Source organism: Rhizobium sp. S96, assembly GCF_030382195.1.
Lineage (GTDB): Bacteria > Pseudomonadota > Alphaproteobacteria > Rhizobiales > Rhizobiaceae > Rhizobium.
In genome coordinates, this window is sequence record NZ_JAUDRY010000003.1 from 289,867 (window position 1) to 307,338 (window position 17,472).

The window sequence follows — 17,472 nt, forward strand, 5'->3', positions numbered from 1 at the left end:
CATCGTTCGGCACCTCGGGATTGCCGCTTTAGCTCAGGTGGTAGAGCACATCATTCGTAATGATGGGGTCGCAGGTTCGAGTCCTGCAAGCGGCACCATTCTCCACTTCAAAATCAAAACGCTGGTTGATCGTTGCGCGCCATGGGCCAGCCCGCCACTGTGCGCAGCGGGCGTAGGACCCAGCACTTACTTGGCGACTTTTCCCGCTGGCGCGAAGCCGGCGGCGTGGCGAACCTGTGCGCCGAGATGAGGCGCGGTTTTTGCCGACGCCTTGTCCTTCTTGGGTTTGCGTACTTCGCGATTTCCTCTGATTTGACCCTTTGCCATTTTGAAGACTCCTCCCTGGTTGGGCCACATCGACGATGGTGGCGGCAGCCTATGGGGCCGCCCAAACGAATCCAAATGCAAGCGGTTTTTTGAGCAACGGGCGCGAAGTTCGCAGTGGCACCGGCGAAGGCATCGGGCGGGTCCTTTGCGAAATCTTCCAAGGCGAGTGATTGCATCGCCCGACAACACCATCGGCGCGCATATCCTGCCGGAACGATCGCCTTGATGCGACCATGAGGCGAGAAAAGCTAGCGATTGACAGTCGCCGCGAGACAGACCAAGCTAATACAGTCTTGGCTAAACTCTTGATTTTGGAGGAAGCAATGGGGAATGGCGTCGCTCGAACCTTTGCTCTGGCTATTTTTGCCCTTGCCATGATTGCAACCGCCAGAGGGGCGGTCGGCCAGGACGCCGGGACGGCTGCGCCCCCGCCACCCAACGTGACAGTGATGAAAGTGACGGAGAAGGACATTCGCCCCTCCGTTTCCTTCACCGGCCGCGTCGAAGCGATAGACAAGGTGGATCTGCGCGCCCGCGTCGATGGGTTCCTCGAAAAGAAGCTGTTTACCGAGGGGCAGGACGTGAAGGCCGGAGACCTGCTCTTCGTCATGGAAAAAGGCCAGTATGAAGCGGCCGTTGCCCAAGCCAAGGGGAACATAGAAGCGTCACAGGCGCTGCTGACGCTGGCCGAGGTGGAGGTCAAACGACAGACCGAACTGGTCAGCCGGAGTGCTGCACCACAGTCGCAGCTGGATCTGGCGCGGGCCAAGCAACAACAGGCGGTGGGACAGCTTGACCAGCTCAAGGCGGCGCTTACCCAGGCCGAGCTGAACCTCAGCTACACGGATATCCGCTCACCCATTGCCGGGCGCATCGGTCGCTCCCAATACTCCGTCGGCAATTTCATTGGTCCATCCAGCAACGTGCTGGCGACCGTCGTCAGCCAGGATCCAATCTATGTCTCATTCTCCGTATCGCAGCGGGAAATTCTCGGGATTCGGGAGAAACTCGGCAGTACGGGCAAACTCGGAGACATGATCCATGCGGCCGTGGTTCTGGTCGAGCTCGCCGATGGCAGCCGCTATTCGCAACCGGGGAAGATCGATTTCGTCGATGTGACCGTCAACCAGGGCACAGACGCGGTCCCCGTCCGGGCGACGTTTGCCAATCCCGACCGCATCCTCATCGACGGCCAGCTCGTCAACGTCATCGTTCAGGGCGACAAGCCGGAATCGGCGCTGGTGGTGCCGCAATCGGCCATTCAGATCGACCAGGGCGGTCCTTTCACGCTGGTCGTGAACAAGGAAAACAAGATCGAGGTGCGCTATATCGTGCCGGGGCGGATGGAGGGATCCGACGCCACCGTCACCAAGGGTCTGGCGGTTGGCGATCTGGTCGTCACTGAAGGGATACAGAAGGTTCGTCCGGGACAGGTCGTCGCGCCGACCGAAGCCAAATCGGGGTCGTAGCTCATGCTCTCGGGAATTTTCATCGATCGGCCACGGCTTGCGGTCGTCATTTCGCTTGTCATCACCATAGCCGGCCTTGTGGCCCTCACGCTTATTCCCATTGCCCAGTTTCCCGACATCGTACCGCCGCAGGTATCGGTGACGGTCACTTATCCGGGCGCTAGCGCGGAGGTGGTTCAGCAATCGATCGCGCAGCCGATCGAGTCTCGCGTCGTCGGCGTCGACAACATGATCTACATGAAGTCGACCAGCGGCAATGACGGCAGCTACACGCTGACCGTCAGCTTCGCCGTGGGCACCGATCCCGACATCAATACCGTCAACGTGCAGAACCGCGTGAACCTAGCCGAGGCGCAATTGCCGCAGGAGGCGCGCTCGCAGGGCATCAGCGTCAAGAAAAAGTCCTCGGCCCTGATGCAGCTGATCGCGCTGACCTCGGAGAAGGGCGAGCACGACCAGCTGTTCCTCTCGAACTACGCGACGATCAACATCATCGACGGCCTGAAGCGGATCAAGGGTGTGGGCGACGTCTCTCTGCTGACCCCCTGGGACTACAGCATGCGGATCTGGATCACGCCGGAGCGCCTGACCAAATACGGCATGACGCCGAATGATATCGTCACCGCCTTGAAGGGCCAGAACATACAGGCAGCGATCGGACGCATAGGCTCGCAGCCGGCGCTGCCCGACCAGCAATTCCAGCTGACGATCCAGACCAAGGGCCGGCTCACCACGACCGACGAATTCGGAGCTGTCGTGCTGCGCGCCGAGCCCGACGGCTCCTTCGTGCGGGTCCGCGATGTGGCGCGTGTCGAGCTTGCCCCGAAGGGAGCAGAGCAGATTGGCCGCCAGGATGGAACACCGGCAGCGGTGCTCGGCATCTACCAGTCGCCCGGCGGCAACGCCATCGCGACGGCTGCGGCGATCGGCCAGCTGCTTGAGAAACTCAAGCCGTCGTTTCCCGATGGCGTGAGCTACAAGATCACCTATGACACCACGAAGTTCGTCGAAGAAAGCATCCACGAAGTCGTCAAGACGTTGCTGGAAGCCTTTGTTCTCGTCGTCATCGTCGTCTTCATCTTCCTCGGCAGCGTTCGCGCGACGTTGATCCCGCTCATCGCCGTGCCAGTTTCGCTGATCGGCACATTTGCCGTGATGATGGCCCTCGGCTTCTCTGCAAACACGGTTTCGCTGCTGGCGCTGGTTCTTGCAATCGGCATCGTGGTCGATGACGCGATCGTCGTCGTCGAAGCGGTCGAGGCCCATCTCGAGAAGGATCCGACCATCTCGGCGGCCGAGGCGGCGCGGCGCGCCATGGCCGAGATTACCGCGCCGATCGTTGCCATCACCCTGGTCCTGCTATCGGTCTTCGTGCCGGTGGCGTTCATTCCCGGGATTTCCGGCGAACTCTTCCGTCAGTTCGCCGTGGCCGTCTCGGTGTCGATGGTGATTTCCGCGATCAACGCGCTCTCGCTCTCACCGGCGCTGTGCGCGGTGTTCCTGAAGGCGCATCACGGTCCGCGCCGTGGCCCGATGGGGTACATATTGAGAGGCATCGACCACGCACGCGATGGCTATGCGTCCATCGTCAAGCGTCTCGTACGGTTCGCGGTGCTTGGTCTGGTCCTCTTGGTCGGGCTTGCCGTCGCGACAGGTTGGCTGTTCAAGACGACGCCGACCGGCTTTCTTCCGTCAGAGGATCAGGGCGCCATCTTCGGTGAAATCATTCTGCCGGAGGGCGCATCCGTCAACCGCACGGATGCAGCCGCGAAGGGCGTGGAAGACATTCTTCGCAAGACCGAAGGCATTCAGGGCGTCATGTCCGTCGTCGGCTACAGCCTGCTCGACGGCCAGGTGAAATCCAACTCGGCCCTGCTGGTGATGACGCTGAAGCCCTTCGCGGAACGAACGACGCCGGCGCTGTCGGTCAACGGCCTCATCAACAAGCTCACCAATCAGTTGCAGTCGATCCAAGGCGCCAATGTCATCGTCTATAACCTGCCGCCGATCATCGGACTGGGAACGGGCAGCGGCTTTGAATACCAGCTGCTCAGTCTCAGCGGCGGAAGTGCTACGGAAGTTGCCCAGGCGGCCCGTGGCCTCGTTTTCGCAGCCAACCAGGATCCGGTGCTCAACCGCGTCTACACGACCTTCAGCGCCAACACGCCACAGCTCTATCTCGATATCGATCGCGAAAAGGTGCAGACGCTCGGCGTCCAGGTCGCTGACGTGTTCAATGCGCTCCAGTCGGTTCTCGGCAGCACCTATGTCAACGACTTCAACCTGTTCGGCCGCACCTGGCAGGTGACCGTCCAGGGCGAGGCATCGGCCCGCGCCCGCATCGACGACATCTATCGCATCAATGTCCGCAACAGCAGCGGCGAGATGGTGCCGGTCAGGGCGTTTGCGCAGGCGCGCCTGATCCTCGGGCCGCAGCTGATCGTTCGCTACAACAACTATGCCAGCGCCACGATCAACGGCGGTCCGGCACCGGGCCGCAGTTCGGGTGAAGCGATTGCCGCGATGGATGCCGTATCAGCCAAGACGCTTCCACCCGGCTACAGCTACGAATGGACCGGAACCGCCCTGCAGGAAATCGAGGCGAGCGGCAAGACGACCGTCATCCTTGGCCTTGCGGTGCTCTTCGCCTACCTGTTTCTGGTCGGGCTTTACGAGAGCTGGAGCATTCCCGTCGCGGTGCTGCTGTCGGTCACGGCAGGGATTGCCGGCGCAATGCTCGCGCTGAAGATCGCTGGCCTCGACAACAACCTCTACGCCCAGATCGGACTCGTGGTGCTGATCGCGCTAGCGGCCAAGAACGGCATCCTGATCGTCGAGTTCGCGATGGAGCGGCGCAAGCATGGCCTGGGCATTTCCGAGGCGGCCGTCGAAGGCGCAAAGGAACGGTTCAGAGCGGTGATGATGACCAGTTTCGCCTTCATAGCCGGCCTCGTTCCCCTGGTGATCGCCGAGGGCGCGGGCATGCTCAGCCGCCGCGGCGTCGGCACTGCCGTGTTCGGCGGGATGCTGGGAGCGGCGATGGTCGGGATCTTCTTGATCCCGGTACTCTACGTGATCTTCCAATGGTCCCGGGAGAGGGTAAAAAGCATCGGACGCACGGCCAAGCCGACCGTCACGGAATAGACGGACTCATTCCGCAGCACCCTCTCCTGTCTGCGGAAGCGACTGGAGCAAGGTCTGTCGCGCCGACCGCAGATGCAGCCGGCAAGAAAAGTCGATGGCGACAGGGTCGCGCGATTCCAGCGCGGCGATGTAGTCGAGATGCTCGTGAATCGCCCGCTCGTTGCGCTGCCGGGCGAAGGCCTTGTTCCACTGGTAGTGATAGTGAAAGATGATGGCGATCGCGTCGTAGAAATCGGCGATGAAGCGGTTCTTGGCCGCGCCATGGATCAGCAGGTGGAAGCGCTCATCGAGGGCCGAGAACTCCTTGTAGCGCGTGTCGAGGTCCTTCAATATTTCCTGATGCTCGGCCTTGATCTCCGCCAGCGCGCGCCAGGCGTCATGCTCGGCGGAAAGCTTGCCGAACTCGGCTGCCGAATGCAGCTCGAACATCTCGCGCACATCGGCGAGCTCAAGCGCGAAATCGCGAGTGAACCCCTTCAATATCCAGTGGCTGTTCGGACGCTTTTCAATCAGCCCGAAACGGGAAAAGCGGATGAGAAACTCGCGCACGCTTGTGGTGCCGGTGCCGATCTCGCGGGCGAGCTCGAGCTCATTGATCTGCATCCCGGGTGCCGCATCGTCCGACAGGATGCGCTGCATGAAGCTGCGTTCGATGATGTCGTGAAGCGAATCCGTTTCCTCGGACGGAAAGAAATCCGCGTCGCTCGGGGCACGCAGAACGACTTTCTGCCGCTTGTTCCAGCGGATGATCCCCTCCTCGCTGAGCCGAGTGAGGATCGCGCGTGCGGTGCTGCGGCTGATACCGAGCTGGGCGGCTATTTCCGGCTCCGACGGCAAGGCTTCGTCTGCACGCAACGCCGCGGCATAACGATTGTACGCCTCCTTGAAGACCGTATTTTGCCTAGCCATGCGCACCCTGCCTTGTTCTGCTGCGACATGGCCCGAAGGCCCGCGACCAACGGACTTCGGTGCATGGCAGAAGCTTATCTATCAGCAATCCTTATCTTATTTTGGATCGCGTGCGGCTGTTCGCCTCCCTCGTCCACAGGATCAACAATCCCGTTGACTTGAAAATGTTTATTGTAGATAAAAAACAAAATCAATGCGCATTCGCCGATGCAGCGAGTGTTTCCTTAGGGAGAAGTTTGTTGAGAAAAGACCCCTGGATCATCCTGTCTGCAGGCGACAATGTTGCTGTCGCAACGGCTGCGATCGCCGCCGGTGAGACAGTCGCAGGCATCCAGACCCGCGAGAAGATCGACCCCGGCCACAAGATCGCGCTGACCGATATCGCGCTTGGCGAGCCCGTGGTGAAATACGGCCAAGCGATCGGCCGCACAACCGCAGACGTCAAGGCTGGCGATCACATTCATAGCCACAACCTGCACTTCGAGAACGACCGTCTTGCCGCGACGGCGAATTCGGCCCCTGAGGAAGCAAGCGCTGCCGACCGTGCCCGGACCTTCATGGGGTATCGACGCGCCGACGGCCGCGCGGCGACGCGCAACTACATCGGCATCATCGCGAGCGTGAACTGTTCCACCACGGTCTGTCGCGCGATCGCAGACCAGGCGAACCGTACGATCCTGCCGCACTACGAAGGGATCGACGGCTTCGTGCCGATCGTGCACGACCAGGGCTGCGGCATGAGTTCCACCGGCGACGGCATGGCCGTGCTGCACCGGACGCTGGCCGGCTACACCAGACACGTTAACTTCGGCGGTGTGCTGATGATCGGCCTCGGCTGCGAGGTCAACCAGCTGACGCTCTACGGCCAGAGCGGCGCCGGAAACTCCAAGCGCCATTTCAACATTCAGGATGCCGGCGGCTCGCGGCGCGCCGTCGAGCGCGCGATGGGCATGCTCAAGGAAATCGCCGACGACGTCGGCAAGGAGCGGCGCATGGCGCTGCCGATCAGCGAGATCATCATCGGCCTGCAATGCGGCGGCTCGGATGGCTTTTCCGGCATCACCGCCAATCCGGCGCTCGGCGTTGCGGCCGACCTGCTGGCCGCGGCTGGCGGCACAGCCATCCTGTCGGAAACCTCCGAGATCTACGGCGCCGAGCACCTGTTGCGCAGCCGGGCTGTCAGCGACGAGGTTGCCAGAAAGCTCGACGACAAGATCGCATGGTGGGAGAAATATGTGGCGCTGCACGGCGCTTCGCTGGACAACAACCCCTCCCCCGGCAACAAGCGCGGCGGCCTCACGACGATCCTGGAAAAGTCGCTCGGCGCAGTCGCCAAGGGCGGGCGCTCGCCGCTGACGGCTGTTTACGGCTACGCCGAACGTGTGACCGCGCCGGGGCTCGTTTTCATGGATACGCCCGGCTACGATCCGGTTTCGGCAACCGGCCAGGTCGCCGGCGGCGCCAACATGATCGCCTTCACCACCGGCCGTGGCAGCTGCTTCGGCTGTCGCCCGGCGCCGTCGATCAAGCTGTCGAGCAACTCGGCACTCTACGCGTCGATGGAGGAGGACATGGACATCGATTGCGGCACCATCGCCACCGGCGACGCCACGATCAGCGCCAAGGGCCGCGAGATCTTCGACCTGATCATCGACACGGCTTCGGGCAAGAAAACCAAGAGCGAAGAGTTCGGCTACGGCGATAACGAATTCGTGCCGTGGCATCTCGGAGCAACGCTCTAGATCAAGCTAATTCGTATCTTCCGAGGAGGAATGATGAAGACGAGGAGGATCGGCAAGACCGGACTGGAGGTGACCGAAGTGAGCTTCGGCGCCGCCGCGCTTGGCGGCCTGTATCGCGCCTGCCCCCGTGAGCAGGCGATGGAGACGCTCAATGCGGCGTGGGATGCCGGCATTCGTTACTTCGATGTGGCGCCGTGGTACGGGCTCGGCCTGGCCGAGCGCTATGTCGGCGATTTCCTGAGAAGCAAACCGGAAGCGGAATGGGTGCTGTCGACCAAGGTCGGCCGCCTGCTGCGGCCCGTGCCGACCGGCACCGTGCCGGATTACAGCTACGTGGACCCGCTCTCCTTCGATGCGGACTACGACTATTCCTATGACGGTATCATGCGCTCGGTCGAATTCAGCTATGCCCGGCTGGGGCTGAACCGCATCGATATGCTGTATGTCCACGATATCGGCGGCTACACCCATGGCGCCGCCAAGAATGCCGTCTACCTCAGGCAGCTTCTGGATAGCGGTATCAAGGCGCTCGAGGAGCTGAAGTCTTCGGGAGCGATCAAGGCCTTCGGGCTTGGCGTCAACGAGGTCCCGGTCTGCCTCGACGTCATGCACAACGCCGATATCGACTGCATCCTGATGGCAGGGCGCTACACGCTGCTCGATCGTTCGGCCGTCGCAGATCTTCTGCCGCTCTGCCGGGCAAAGGGAACCTCGCTTGTGGTTGGAGGCGTCTTCAATTCTGGCATCCTGGCGACAGGGGCAGTGCCCGGCTCGAACTTCGACTACATGCCGGCAACGGAGGAGGTGCTCGCCAAGGTTTCCGGCATGGAGGCGGTTGCGAAGAAGCACGGTGTCCCGCTGGCCGCACCGGCATTGCAGTTTGCGCTGCGTGACCCGCTTGTCGCCTCCGTTCTGATCGGCACGGCGAAAGCATCCAGCCTGAACCGCAACATGGAACTCTTCGACCCGCCGCTGGCGGAGGCGATCTTCCCCGAATTCGACAGCTTTACGCTTGTCGCCCCGCCACTTGGCGCAGAAGCCGTCCGCGTATGAGGAACTGAGGAATGCTCAAGGGAATCCACCCCGTCCTGAACCCCGATCTGCTCCGCGCCATTGCGCGCATGGGTCACGGCGACGAAATCGTGATCGCCGATGCGAATTTCCCATCCAGCACGATGGGGCCTGAAGTGATCCGCGCCGATGGTGTCAGCGCAACGGCCATGGCCGAAGCCATCCTGACCCACATGCCGCTCGATACCTTCGTGCCGGAAACGGCCTGGCGCATGCAGGTGGTCGGCGATCCCGAGGCAACGCCCGAGGTCTGCAGCGAATTCCAGGCGATCGTTTCGGCGCGCGCCGGCAATTTTGCCGTCGCATCGCTCGAGCGCTTTGCTTTCTACGACCGGGCTCGGACCGCGGCCTATATCGTCGCGACCACGGAATTTCGTCTGTACGGCAACCTGATCCTGAAGAAGGGCGTGGTGCATCCGGGTGAGGTGTTCTGGGGGTAACCTCAGGACACGGAGAGATGAAATGGAATATACATTCCGTATTGACATTAACACGGAACCGTTATTTCATTCACTGGCGTAAAGCTGCCTTGTGATCGAACGTGGAGGAGACGGTTCGAGAGAGGGCAAAATAAGGGAGGTCTGATCGTGGCGTTCGGCGCCTCGGTCGCTGCTGTTGCACTCCCAAGCATGACTGAAACCGCGCCAAACGGCTTAAGCGCATAGACTTGCAATTGGGCCAAGGCTCGGCTAGCTTCCAATTTGAAAATGTTTTTTATCGATAAAAATCTCTCGTCCGCGTTCGCGAGAGATTTCCTGGAGGAGAACGCACCTGAGAGGAGAACCCACATGCGCATGAAATCCATCCTGTCCCGCCGAGCCTTTACCGCTCTTGCGGGCGCTGCGGTGATCGCGACCGCGATGCCGATGCCGTCTTTTGCGGCTGACGTCACGATCCCGATCATCGTCAAGGACACGACATCCTTCTACTGGCAGATCGTTCTGGCCGGCGCCCGCGCCGCTGGCAAGGATCTCGGCGTCAACGTTCCGGAACTCGGCGCGCAGGCCGAAACCGACGTCAACGGCCAGATCAGCATTCTTGAAAACGCCGTTGCCGGCAAGCCGGCGGCCATCGTGATCTCGCCGACCGAGTTCAAGGCACTCGGCAAGCCGATCGACGAAGCCGCCAAGTCCGTTCCGATCATCGGCATCGACTCGGGTGCGGATTCCAAGGCCTTCAAGTCGTTCCTGACCACCGATAACGTCCAGGGCGGCCGCATCGCCGCAGACGGCCTCGCAGCCGCTGTCAAGGCAGCAACCGGCAAGGATGAAGGCAAGGTTGCCATCATCACCGCTCTTCCGGGCGCAGGCTCGCTCGAACAGCGCCGCGAAGGCTTCCTCGATCAGGTCAAGACCAAGTATCCGGGTCTGACTGTCATCGCCGACAAGTATGCAGACGGCCAGGCAACGACCGGCCTGAACATGATGACCGACCTCATCACCGCCAACCCTGATCTCGTCGGCGTCTTCGCCTCCAACCTGATCATGGCGCAGGGCGTTGGCCAGGCGATCGCTGAAAACAAGCTCGGCGACAAGGTCAAGGTCATCGGCTTCGACAGCGACGACAAGACGATCGGCTTCCTCAAGGACGGCGCGCTGGCCGGCCTCGTCGTTCAGGATCCTTACCGCATGGGTTACGACGGCGTGAAGACCGCGCTTGCCGTATCCAAGGGCGAGAAGGTCGAACAGAACGTCGATACGGGCGCCAACCTGGTGACCAAGGCCAACATGGCCGAGCCGAAGATCGACGCGCTGCTGAACCCGAAGATCAAGTAATCTTCGACAGGGCCGCGCGCGAGGAATCCCGCGCGGCCTTTTCTTTGCCTGTGGTATCGTCTGCCGGGGAGAGCGGACGACTGGCAGAGACAGGAATTTGCGAGGAGGAGAACATATCCATGAGCCTGGAAGAGATCAGTCATCGCCATGATGACAGCCCCACGCTGAAAGAGGCAAACCGCGTTCCGGCGGGCTCGCCCATCCTCGAACTCAAGGGATTACAGAAGAATTACGGCTTCGTCCAGGCGCTCAAGCCGGCGACGATCACCTTCCTTGCTGGCGAGATCCACGCGATCGTCGGAGAGAACGGCGCCGGGAAATCGACGCTCATCAAATTGCTGACGGGTGTCATCAACCGCACGGCGGGCGAGATTCTGTGGTGTGGCCAGCCGGTCGCGCTGGGCACGCCGAACGAGGCGATTGCGCGCGGTATCAACGCCGTCCACCAGGAAGTCGTGCTCTGCCCGCATCTGACCGTCGCCGCCAACATGTTCCTGGGCGATGAAGTCAAGCAGTTCGGCCTGATGCGCAAGAAACAGATGGTGAGCATGGCCCAGGCCGTGCTCGATGATCTCGGCTTCGGCCTGCCGGCCGCCGCACTGCTGAGCGAGCTCACGATCGGTCAGCAGCAGCTCGTCGCAACCGCTCGCGCGGCGATGCGCGGCACGCAGTTCCTGATTTTCGACGAACCCACGGCCTACCTCACCCGCCAGGAATCGGCGCAGCTCTTCAAGCTGATCCGCCGACTGCAGAGCGAAGGCGTCACGATCGTCTACATCAGCCACCGCATGGAAGAAGTCTTCGAGCTGGCCGACCGGGTTTCGGTGCTGCGAGACGGGACGCATGTGGGCACCCGCCCGATCGGCGAAACGAACGAAGCCGAGCTGATCGCGCTGATGATCAACCGCACGATCGAACAGATCTACCATAAGGAAGACATCGCCATCGGCGAGACGATCGTCGACGTACGCGGGCTTTCCGGCCCGGGCTTCGAGGATATTTCGCTGTCGGTGAAGGCCGGACAGATCGTCGGGCTCTACGGCCTCATCGGCGCCGGGCGTAGCGAGTTCGCGCTGGGCCTCTACGGCCGCGAAAAGACGACGGCGGGCGAAATCCACTGGATGGGCAAGAAGGTCGATATCAAGAACGAGCGCACGGCGATGGAACTGGGCATCGCGCTTGCGCCGGAAAGCCGTCGCGACCAGGGCCTTTGCCTCAATCTGCCGATCGGCCTCAACATCAACCTGCCGGTGTTCAAGCGACTGAGCAAGGGGCCGGTCATCAGCCTGGCCGAGGAGGCGAAGAACGCAGATCAGCAGATCCGCGATCTGTCGATCAAGACGCCGAGCCGCCGCGTGCTGGTATCGGCCATGTCGGGCGGTAACCAGCAGAAGGTCGTCATCGGCAAGTGGCTGAGCCATGGCGCACGGCTCTTCATCTTCGACGAGCCGACCGTCGGCGTCGACGTCGGCACCAAGGCTGAAATCTACAGGCTGTTCGCACGGCTTCTGAAACAGGGGGCGGGCATCATCCTGATCTCCTCCTACCTGCCCGAAGTCTACGAACTGGCAGACGACCTGCATGTCTTCCGGACCGGTAAACTTGTCGCAAGTCACAAGTTCCATGCAGCGTCACATGAACAAGTCCTCAGCGAAGCGATCGGCGTCTGAGAAATAACAAGAGGGAGAGAGACCATGACCGTAACCCCCACCGAAGTCGCCGCGCCGACGCAACGCCGGAAAGTAAACATTCTGTTCGGGCTCACGCTGATCGGCCTGCTGGTGGCACTCTGGGTCGCGCTCGGGCTCGTGACCAACAGCTTCTGGACGCCGCTGAACATCAGCAACCTGCTGCGCCAGGGCTCCATGACAGCGATCCTCGCCCTTGGTGAAACCTTTGTCATCATCACTGCCGGCATCGACCTCTCCGTCGGCGCGATCGTCGGCTTTGCAGGCGTCATCATAGCGTGGCTGCTGCAGGCCGGAGTTCCCGTCTGGGCCGCGATCCTCCTCACGCTCGCCTTCGGCGTGGCAATCGGCGCATTCCATGGCTTCGGCATCGTGCACATGGGCCTGCCGCCGTTCATCATTACGCTGGCGACGTTGACGGCGCTGCGCGGCTTCGGTCTCCTCATTACCAACGGCTCGTCGATCAACATCACCAACGAAGCCTTCTCCAACTTCTCGCGCGCCGATTTCCTTGGAGTACCTAGCCTTTTCTGGATGGTGATCCTCGTGGCGATACCATCCTATGTGCTGCTGCATCTCAGCCGCTGGGGTCGCTATCTCTTCGCCGTCGGCTCCAACAGCGAAGCGGCCCGCCTCTCCGGCGTGCGGATCAATGCCATCATCTACATGGCCTACATCCTGTCAGCGACCTTCGCTGCCTTCGTCGGCGTGCTGCTTGCCTCGCGTATCGCGATCGGTAATGCGACGCAGGCGGACGGTTGGGAATTGCAGGCGATCGCTTCATCGGTTATCGGCGGTACCAGCCTCTTCGGCGCGGTGGGCTCCGTCCATGGCCCGCTGATCGGCGCCTTCATTCTGGCGACCATCAACAACGGTGCGAACCTGCTCAACGTCAACTCGTTCTGGCAGCGTATCATCACCGGCCTGCTGATCATCGTCATCGTCTACTTCGACCAGCTGCGCCGTCGCCGCGGTTCGTAAGCACTTACCTTGGAAGCCGGTCCATGAACCGGCTTCCGCATTTCAGGAATGCGAGACCATCATGAAAGCCGTGCTCTGCCAACAACCAGGCGTCCTCGAAGTGGTCGAGCGCCCCTCCCCCGGCACGCCTGAAGCCGGCTGGGTACGCCTTGCGGTGAGCCATGTCGGTATCTGCGGCACTGACTACCATATCTTCGAGGGCAAGCATCCGTTCCTCGAATATCCTCGGGTGATGGGGCACGAGATCTCGGCAACGGTCGTCGAGGCGGGTGAAGGCGTCGCCATGGCCGTCGGCACGCCCGTCATCGTCAATCCCTACCTGTCGTGCGGAACCTGCGTCGCCTGCCGCCAGGGCAAGCCGAACTGCTGCACCAACATCAAGGTTCTGGGTGTGCACACCGACGGCGCCTTCTGCGAGGAAATTACAGTTCCGGCCGGCAATCTTTATGCCGCAAAGGGGCTGAGCCTCGAGGCTGCAGCCACGGTCGAGTTCCTGGCCATCGGCGCCCATGCCGTCCGCCGCTCGATGGCGCCCGCAGGCTCGCGCGCGCTGGTGATCGGCGCAGGCCCGATCGGTCTCGGCGCTGCGGTCTTCTCGCGGATCGCTGGGCATGACGTTACCTTGCTAGATACAAGCGCCGAGCGCCTCGACATGGCTGCTGAACGCTTCGGCTTCACCTCAGGCATCGTCGCAAACGATGGCACCGCCGATGCCGTGAAGGCAAAGACGGACGGTGACGGTTTCGACGTGGTTTTCGATGCCACCGGCTATGGCCCGTCGATGGAGAAGGCCTTCAGCTTCGTCGCGCATGGCGGGGCGCTGGTTCTGGTCAGCGTCGTCAAGGACGACATTCGCTTTTCCGACCCCGAGTTCCACAAGCGGGAAATGATGGTGGTGGGCAGCCGCAATGCGACGCGCGTCGATTTCGAGCATGTCGCGGCGTCGATCGCGGGCGGCCTCGTGCCGGTCGATCAGCTGATCACGCACCGCACGACGCTCGCTAACGCACCGCGCGATCTCGCGCGCTGGGCGCACGAGAAGAGCGGGTTGATCAAGGCTGTCATCAAGGTCGCCTAGAGCGCGTCGATCGTCTGGCGCATCCGACGAATCACGGCGGCGTCCGTCCTGATAGCAGACGACGCCTCGAAGCCGAAGGCGACCGCGCGCGGATCCACGCTTGCAACAGGAGAGCTGCAGGAGCCGTGGATTTCCCGCGCGCCCGTCGCACGCAATATCTCGGCCGCGTTCGTCGGTCGCACGCCGCTGCCCGGCATGATCGAAATGCGGCCTGCCGCCTTTTTCGAAAGGCGGGCCAGCGTTTCCAATCCATCAATCGCCTTGGGGATGCAGCCCGACGTCAGGACGCGTTCGCAGCCGAGTTCGATGGCCTGTTCCAGTGCCGCGTCCGGGTCGGGCACCAGATCGAACGCCCGGTGAAGGGTCGAGCCGAGCCCGGCCGCGTGGGCTTTCAGCCGATGGATCATCGGCATATCGAGCGTCCCATCCGGCCGATTGGCGCCGATGACGACGCCGGCAAGGCCGAACGCCCTGACGGCGTCGATATCCGCCATCATCGCCACCTCGTCCGCCGCATCGAAGATGAACGGGCCGGCATGTGGGCGGATCATCGCGTAGACGGGGATGGGCGCCGCGGCTGCCGCTTTCATCAGGCCGGCCAGTGGCGTGAGGCCGCCGACTTCGAGCGCCGAGCAAAGCTCGATGCGATCAGCACCGCCCTCGATTGCGGCGGCGAGGCCCCGCGGGCTGTCCACACACACTTCCAGCAAGATTGTCACTTCCGAATCTCCCCTATCGTCGACGTTCTTCCTTAAGCCAACATCGCTGCCGGCGCGACAGGCTCACCGATAATTGCCGCCACGGTCTCGATGATCATGGCGCTGGCATCGGCTGCCGCTTTGCGGTGATTGAAGGCGACGTAATAGGACATCGCCACATGGGTACCGAGCTCCACGAGACGAACCCTGTCGGCGATGGGCAGCGCGCTGACACGCCCGAGGAACGACACGTAGCCGTGATTGGCAACGAGATCGACAATGACCGGCAGAGAATCGGCAGCCGTTATGTCCTGATTGCGGAACCGGCGATTGACAGCGCGCTCGTGGCTCAACGCCATGACGGCGTGCCCGAGGCCGGTGCGCGAACTTGGGGTGCAGATCGGGTGGTTTTCGACGAGTGCCCGCACGGTTGTGTCACGGCTCGCCCGCGGAGCGATCATCACCATGTCGGTTTGCAAGAGTTCCCGGTGCTGAAAGCGCTCCAGGCCGAAAACGGAATCGAGAATGGCGACATCGATGCGGCCGGACTTCAGCGCTTCGCGAAGATCATCCGCTGTCATCAGCACCAGCGAAATCGCGTTCTTGCTGCGGCTGGCGTTCCATTGCGAGACGAGGGTCCCGAGGCAACGGGCGACCCAGCTTTCGGAACCGGTTGGAATGATCGAACCGATCCTGAGCGCGCGTGCGCTGCGCTGATACCGTTCATCAGCTTGCGACTTGAGGTCGTTCCACGCCTGGACGACGGTGGAGAATATCGCGTAGGCGCGCTGTCCCTCGTCGGTCAGCGTCGAGCCCTGAGCCTGACGGGCAAAGAGCTGATGCCCGATCAGCTTCTCGAGCGTCGCAATCTGCAGTGACAACTGGGGCTGGCCGAGTTTCAGCCGCCGTGCCGCGCGGTTTATGCTCCCCTGGTCCGCCACCTCGAGAAAACGCTCCATGGTCGCGATCTTGATGGCGATGCGGGCGGGATTGCTTTGGGCGTTTCCGATCCACTCCGAAAGCTGCTCGACCGAACGGACGATCGGCTGCAAGCCGTCCCGCACCTTGCCACTGGCGAGCAATACAACGAGCTCGCCGGAACCGCGCTCCGTGAGCTTGATAGCCAGCTCCGTTTCCAGACCGCGGATCGCCGCCGACACCGTCGACGCCGCCATCGAAAGCTGACGCGCGGTTTCGCGCACCGAGCCGGAGGACAAAACGTGGCTGGCGATGAACAAGGTGCCGAGCTGCAATCAATTCTCCCGTAACGGACTGAAAAACCGAACGATATGGTGTGTTCGCGAAAAAAGATATCCCTGCCGGGAAATGAGAAGGCTATCGTTCTTGTCAAGAATAGATCGGGACAGCGGCACGCCAGCCGCGAAAGAGCATCCGACAACCGTGGAAACACGCAAGGGAACAAAAACAAATCGCGGCGGCGATGGAAAACGGAATGCGATTGCGCGCAAGCGATTGCATTCGAAGCCATAATCTCGCCGCGACCGCAAAACTGGAGGGGCTTGCATCGATTTTTCGAGCGCGCACGCTATTTCCATGACGCACGTATTTCCGGGCGATTGCAGCTTGCTGCCCTCGCTGGCGATTTTATACGTGGGAGGCTCCCCGCCAGGGCTTCCCGCGAGATTTAACGGTGTAAATCAAGGGGACATTCCATGCTGAAGACATTCGCACTTGCCGCCTCGCTCTCCGCCTTCGCGGTTGGCGCGGCTCATGCCGCAGACGTCGTCGTTTCGTCGAAGATCGATACCGAAGGCACGCTGCTCGGCAACGTCATCGTGCTCGCGCTCAATGCAAACGGCATCAAGACGCAGGATCGCGTCGCGCTCGGCACGACGCCGGTTCTGCGCAAGGCGATCACTGCTGGCGAGATCGACATCTATCCCGAATACACCGGCAATGCCGGCTTCTTCTTCAACAAGGCCGATGATGCCGCGTGGAAGAACATCGACCAGGGCTATGAGCTGGCCAAGAAGCTCGACTATGATGCCAACAAGATCGTCTGGCTGGCGCCATCGCCTGCCAACAACACATGGGCCATTGCCGTGCGCAACGACGTGGCCGGCCCGAACAACCTGAAGACCATGTCCGATTTCGGCAAATGGGTTGCCGGTGGCGGCGCTGCCAAGCTCGTGGCCTCTGCTGAATTCGTAAACTCCGCCGGCGCACTGCCTGCGTTCCAGACGACCTATGGCTTCGCGCTCAAGCCGGAGCAGGAAATCGTGCTTTCGGGCGGTGACACGGCCGCTACGATCAAGGCTGCAGCAGACCAGACCAACGGCGCCAACACCGCCATGGTCTACGGCACCGACGGTGCGATCCAGGCTGCGGAACTCACGGTTCTCGAGGACGACAAGAGCGTTCAGCAGGTTTACGCACCGACGCCGATCATCCGAGAAGACGTGCTGAAGGCCAACCCGAAGATCGAGGAAGTGCTTGCCCCGATCTTCAAAAGCCTGACCGCCGACGAGCTGCGCAAGCTGAACGGCAAGATCCAGGTTGACGGCGAGCCGGCAAAGTCGGTTGCCGAAGGCTACCTGAAAGAAAAAGGCTTCCTGAAGTAACAGACGGA

General features: G+C 61.8%; 14 protein-coding genes and 1 tRNA gene. 11 read left to right on the forward strand and 4 right to left on the reverse strand.

Features of this window, described 5'->3' with window-relative positions; all coding sequences use genetic code 11:
• Positions 1-22: 22 nt before the first annotated feature.
• A tRNA-Thr gene (locus QTL94_RS02415) sits at positions 23-98 on the forward strand.
• Positions 99-186: 88 nt separating this feature from the next.
• Here the strand turns inward: QTL94_RS02415 and QTL94_RS02420 are convergent.
• Positions 187-327, reverse strand: a complete 141-nt coding sequence (locus QTL94_RS02420; RefSeq protein ID WP_198928647.1) for a hypothetical protein — start codon at positions 325-327, stop codon at positions 187-189.
• Between the two features lie 323 nt (positions 328-650).
• Between QTL94_RS02420 and QTL94_RS02425 the strand changes: the two genes are divergently transcribed.
• Positions 651-1,796, forward strand: a complete 1,146-nt coding sequence (locus QTL94_RS02425) for an efflux RND transporter periplasmic adaptor subunit (protein WP_289800471.1) — start codon at positions 651-653, stop codon at positions 1,794-1,796.
• A gap of 3 nt (positions 1,797-1,799) precedes the next feature.
• On the forward strand, positions 1,800-4,940 hold the full coding sequence (locus tag QTL94_RS02430) for an efflux RND transporter permease subunit (protein ID WP_289800472.1): 3,141 nt from the start codon (positions 1,800-1,802) through the stop codon (positions 4,938-4,940).
• 6 nt (positions 4,941-4,946) lie between these two features.
• Here the strand turns inward: QTL94_RS02430 and QTL94_RS02435 are convergent, their stop codons facing one another.
• Complete coding sequence (locus tag QTL94_RS02435) at positions 4,947-5,849, reverse strand: GntR family transcriptional regulator (protein WP_289800473.1); 903 nt, start codon at positions 5,847-5,849, stop codon at positions 4,947-4,949.
• 239 nt (positions 5,850-6,088) lie between these two features.
• Between QTL94_RS02435 and QTL94_RS02440 the strand changes: the two genes are divergently transcribed.
• From QTL94_RS02440 to QTL94_RS02470, 7 genes are all read left to right on the forward strand, one after another.
• Positions 6,089-7,591 carry a UxaA family hydrolase gene (locus QTL94_RS02440; RefSeq protein WP_289800474.1) on the forward strand — a complete coding sequence of 501 codons (1,503 nt, stop codon included), beginning with the start codon at positions 6,089-6,091 and terminating at the stop codon, positions 7,589-7,591.
• 33 nt (positions 7,592-7,624) lie between these two features.
• A complete protein-coding gene (locus QTL94_RS02445) occupies positions 7,625-8,644 on the forward strand; it encodes an aldo/keto reductase (protein WP_289800475.1) in 1,020 nt (339 codons plus the stop codon).
• A gap of 11 nt (positions 8,645-8,655) precedes the next feature.
• Complete coding sequence (locus tag QTL94_RS02450) at positions 8,656-9,102, forward strand: RbsD/FucU family protein (RefSeq protein WP_289800476.1); 447 nt, start codon at positions 8,656-8,658, stop codon at positions 9,100-9,102.
• Between the two features lie 348 nt (positions 9,103-9,450).
• Positions 9,451-10,437: an ABC transporter substrate-binding protein gene (locus tag QTL94_RS02455; protein ID WP_065689375.1), complete on the forward strand. Its 987-nt coding sequence runs from the start codon at positions 9,451-9,453 to the stop codon at positions 10,435-10,437.
• 119 nt (positions 10,438-10,556) lie between these two features.
• The gene (locus tag QTL94_RS02460; RefSeq protein ID WP_065689374.1) at positions 10,557-12,107 is read left to right on the forward strand and encodes a sugar ABC transporter ATP-binding protein; all 1,551 of its coding nucleotides are present in this window, start codon (positions 10,557-10,559) and stop codon (positions 12,105-12,107) included.
• 24 nt (positions 12,108-12,131) lie between these two features.
• Complete coding sequence (locus QTL94_RS02465) at positions 12,132-13,106, forward strand: ABC transporter permease (protein WP_065689373.1); 975 nt, start codon at positions 12,132-12,134, stop codon at positions 13,104-13,106.
• A 61-nt stretch (positions 13,107-13,167) separates the two neighbouring features.
• Positions 13,168-14,184, forward strand: coding sequence for a zinc-binding alcohol dehydrogenase family protein (locus QTL94_RS02470; protein ID WP_289800477.1), 1,017 nt, complete (start codon positions 13,168-13,170; stop codon positions 14,182-14,184).
• On the opposite strand, the gene QTL94_RS02475 is transcribed toward QTL94_RS02470, so the two are convergent.
• On the reverse strand, positions 14,181-14,903 hold the full coding sequence (locus tag QTL94_RS02475; protein WP_289800478.1) for a copper homeostasis protein CutC: 723 nt from the start codon (positions 14,901-14,903) through the stop codon (positions 14,181-14,183). The two genes, QTL94_RS02470 and QTL94_RS02475, sit on opposite strands and share 4 nt — an antisense overlap.
• Positions 14,904-14,935: 32 nt before the next feature.
• Entirely contained in the window at positions 14,936-16,135 is a 1,200-nt protein-coding gene (locus QTL94_RS02480) for a LysR family transcriptional regulator (RefSeq protein ID WP_289800479.1), read from the reverse strand.
• A gap of 420 nt (positions 16,136-16,555) precedes the next feature.
• Here QTL94_RS02480 and osmF point away from each other — a divergent pair, with 420 nt between their 5' ends.
• Complete coding sequence (gene osmF, locus QTL94_RS02485) at positions 16,556-17,464, forward strand: glycine betaine ABC transporter substrate-binding protein OsmF (RefSeq protein WP_065689369.1); 909 nt, start codon at positions 16,556-16,558, stop codon at positions 17,462-17,464.
• Positions 17,465-17,472: the final 8 nt, after the last annotated feature.

Bases quoted from the DNA above. Each gene is read 5' to 3' on its own strand.
- QTL94_RS02420 (WP_198928647.1), bottom strand. From the start codon at position 327: ATGGCAAAGGGTCAAATCAGAGGAAATCGCGAAGTACGCAAACCCAAG.
- QTL94_RS02425 (WP_289800471.1), top strand. From the start codon at position 651: ATGGGGAATGGCGTCGCTCGAACCTTTGCTCTGGCTATTTTTGCCCTT.
- QTL94_RS02430 (WP_289800472.1), top strand. From the start codon at position 1,800: ATGCTCTCGGGAATTTTCATCGATCGGCCACGGCTTGCGGTCGTCATT.
- QTL94_RS02435 (WP_289800473.1), bottom strand. From the start codon at position 5,849: ATGGCTAGGCAAAATACGGTCTTCAAGGAGGCGTACAATCGTTATGCC.
- QTL94_RS02445 (WP_289800475.1), top strand. From the start codon at position 7,625: ATGAAGACGAGGAGGATCGGCAAGACCGGACTGGAGGTGACCGAAGTG.
- QTL94_RS02450 (WP_289800476.1), top strand. From the start codon at position 8,656: ATGCTCAAGGGAATCCACCCCGTCCTGAACCCCGATCTGCTCCGCGCC.
- QTL94_RS02455 (WP_065689375.1), top strand. From the start codon at position 9,451: ATGCGCATGAAATCCATCCTGTCCCGCCGAGCCTTTACCGCTCTTGCG.
- QTL94_RS02460 (WP_065689374.1), top strand. From the start codon at position 10,557: ATGAGCCTGGAAGAGATCAGTCATCGCCATGATGACAGCCCCACGCTG.
- QTL94_RS02465 (WP_065689373.1), top strand. From the start codon at position 12,132: ATGACCGTAACCCCCACCGAAGTCGCCGCGCCGACGCAACGCCGGAAA.
- QTL94_RS02470 (WP_289800477.1), top strand. From the start codon at position 13,168: ATGAAAGCCGTGCTCTGCCAACAACCAGGCGTCCTCGAAGTGGTCGAG.
- osmF (WP_065689369.1), top strand. From the start codon at position 16,556: ATGCTGAAGACATTCGCACTTGCCGCCTCGCTCTCCGCCTTCGCGGTT.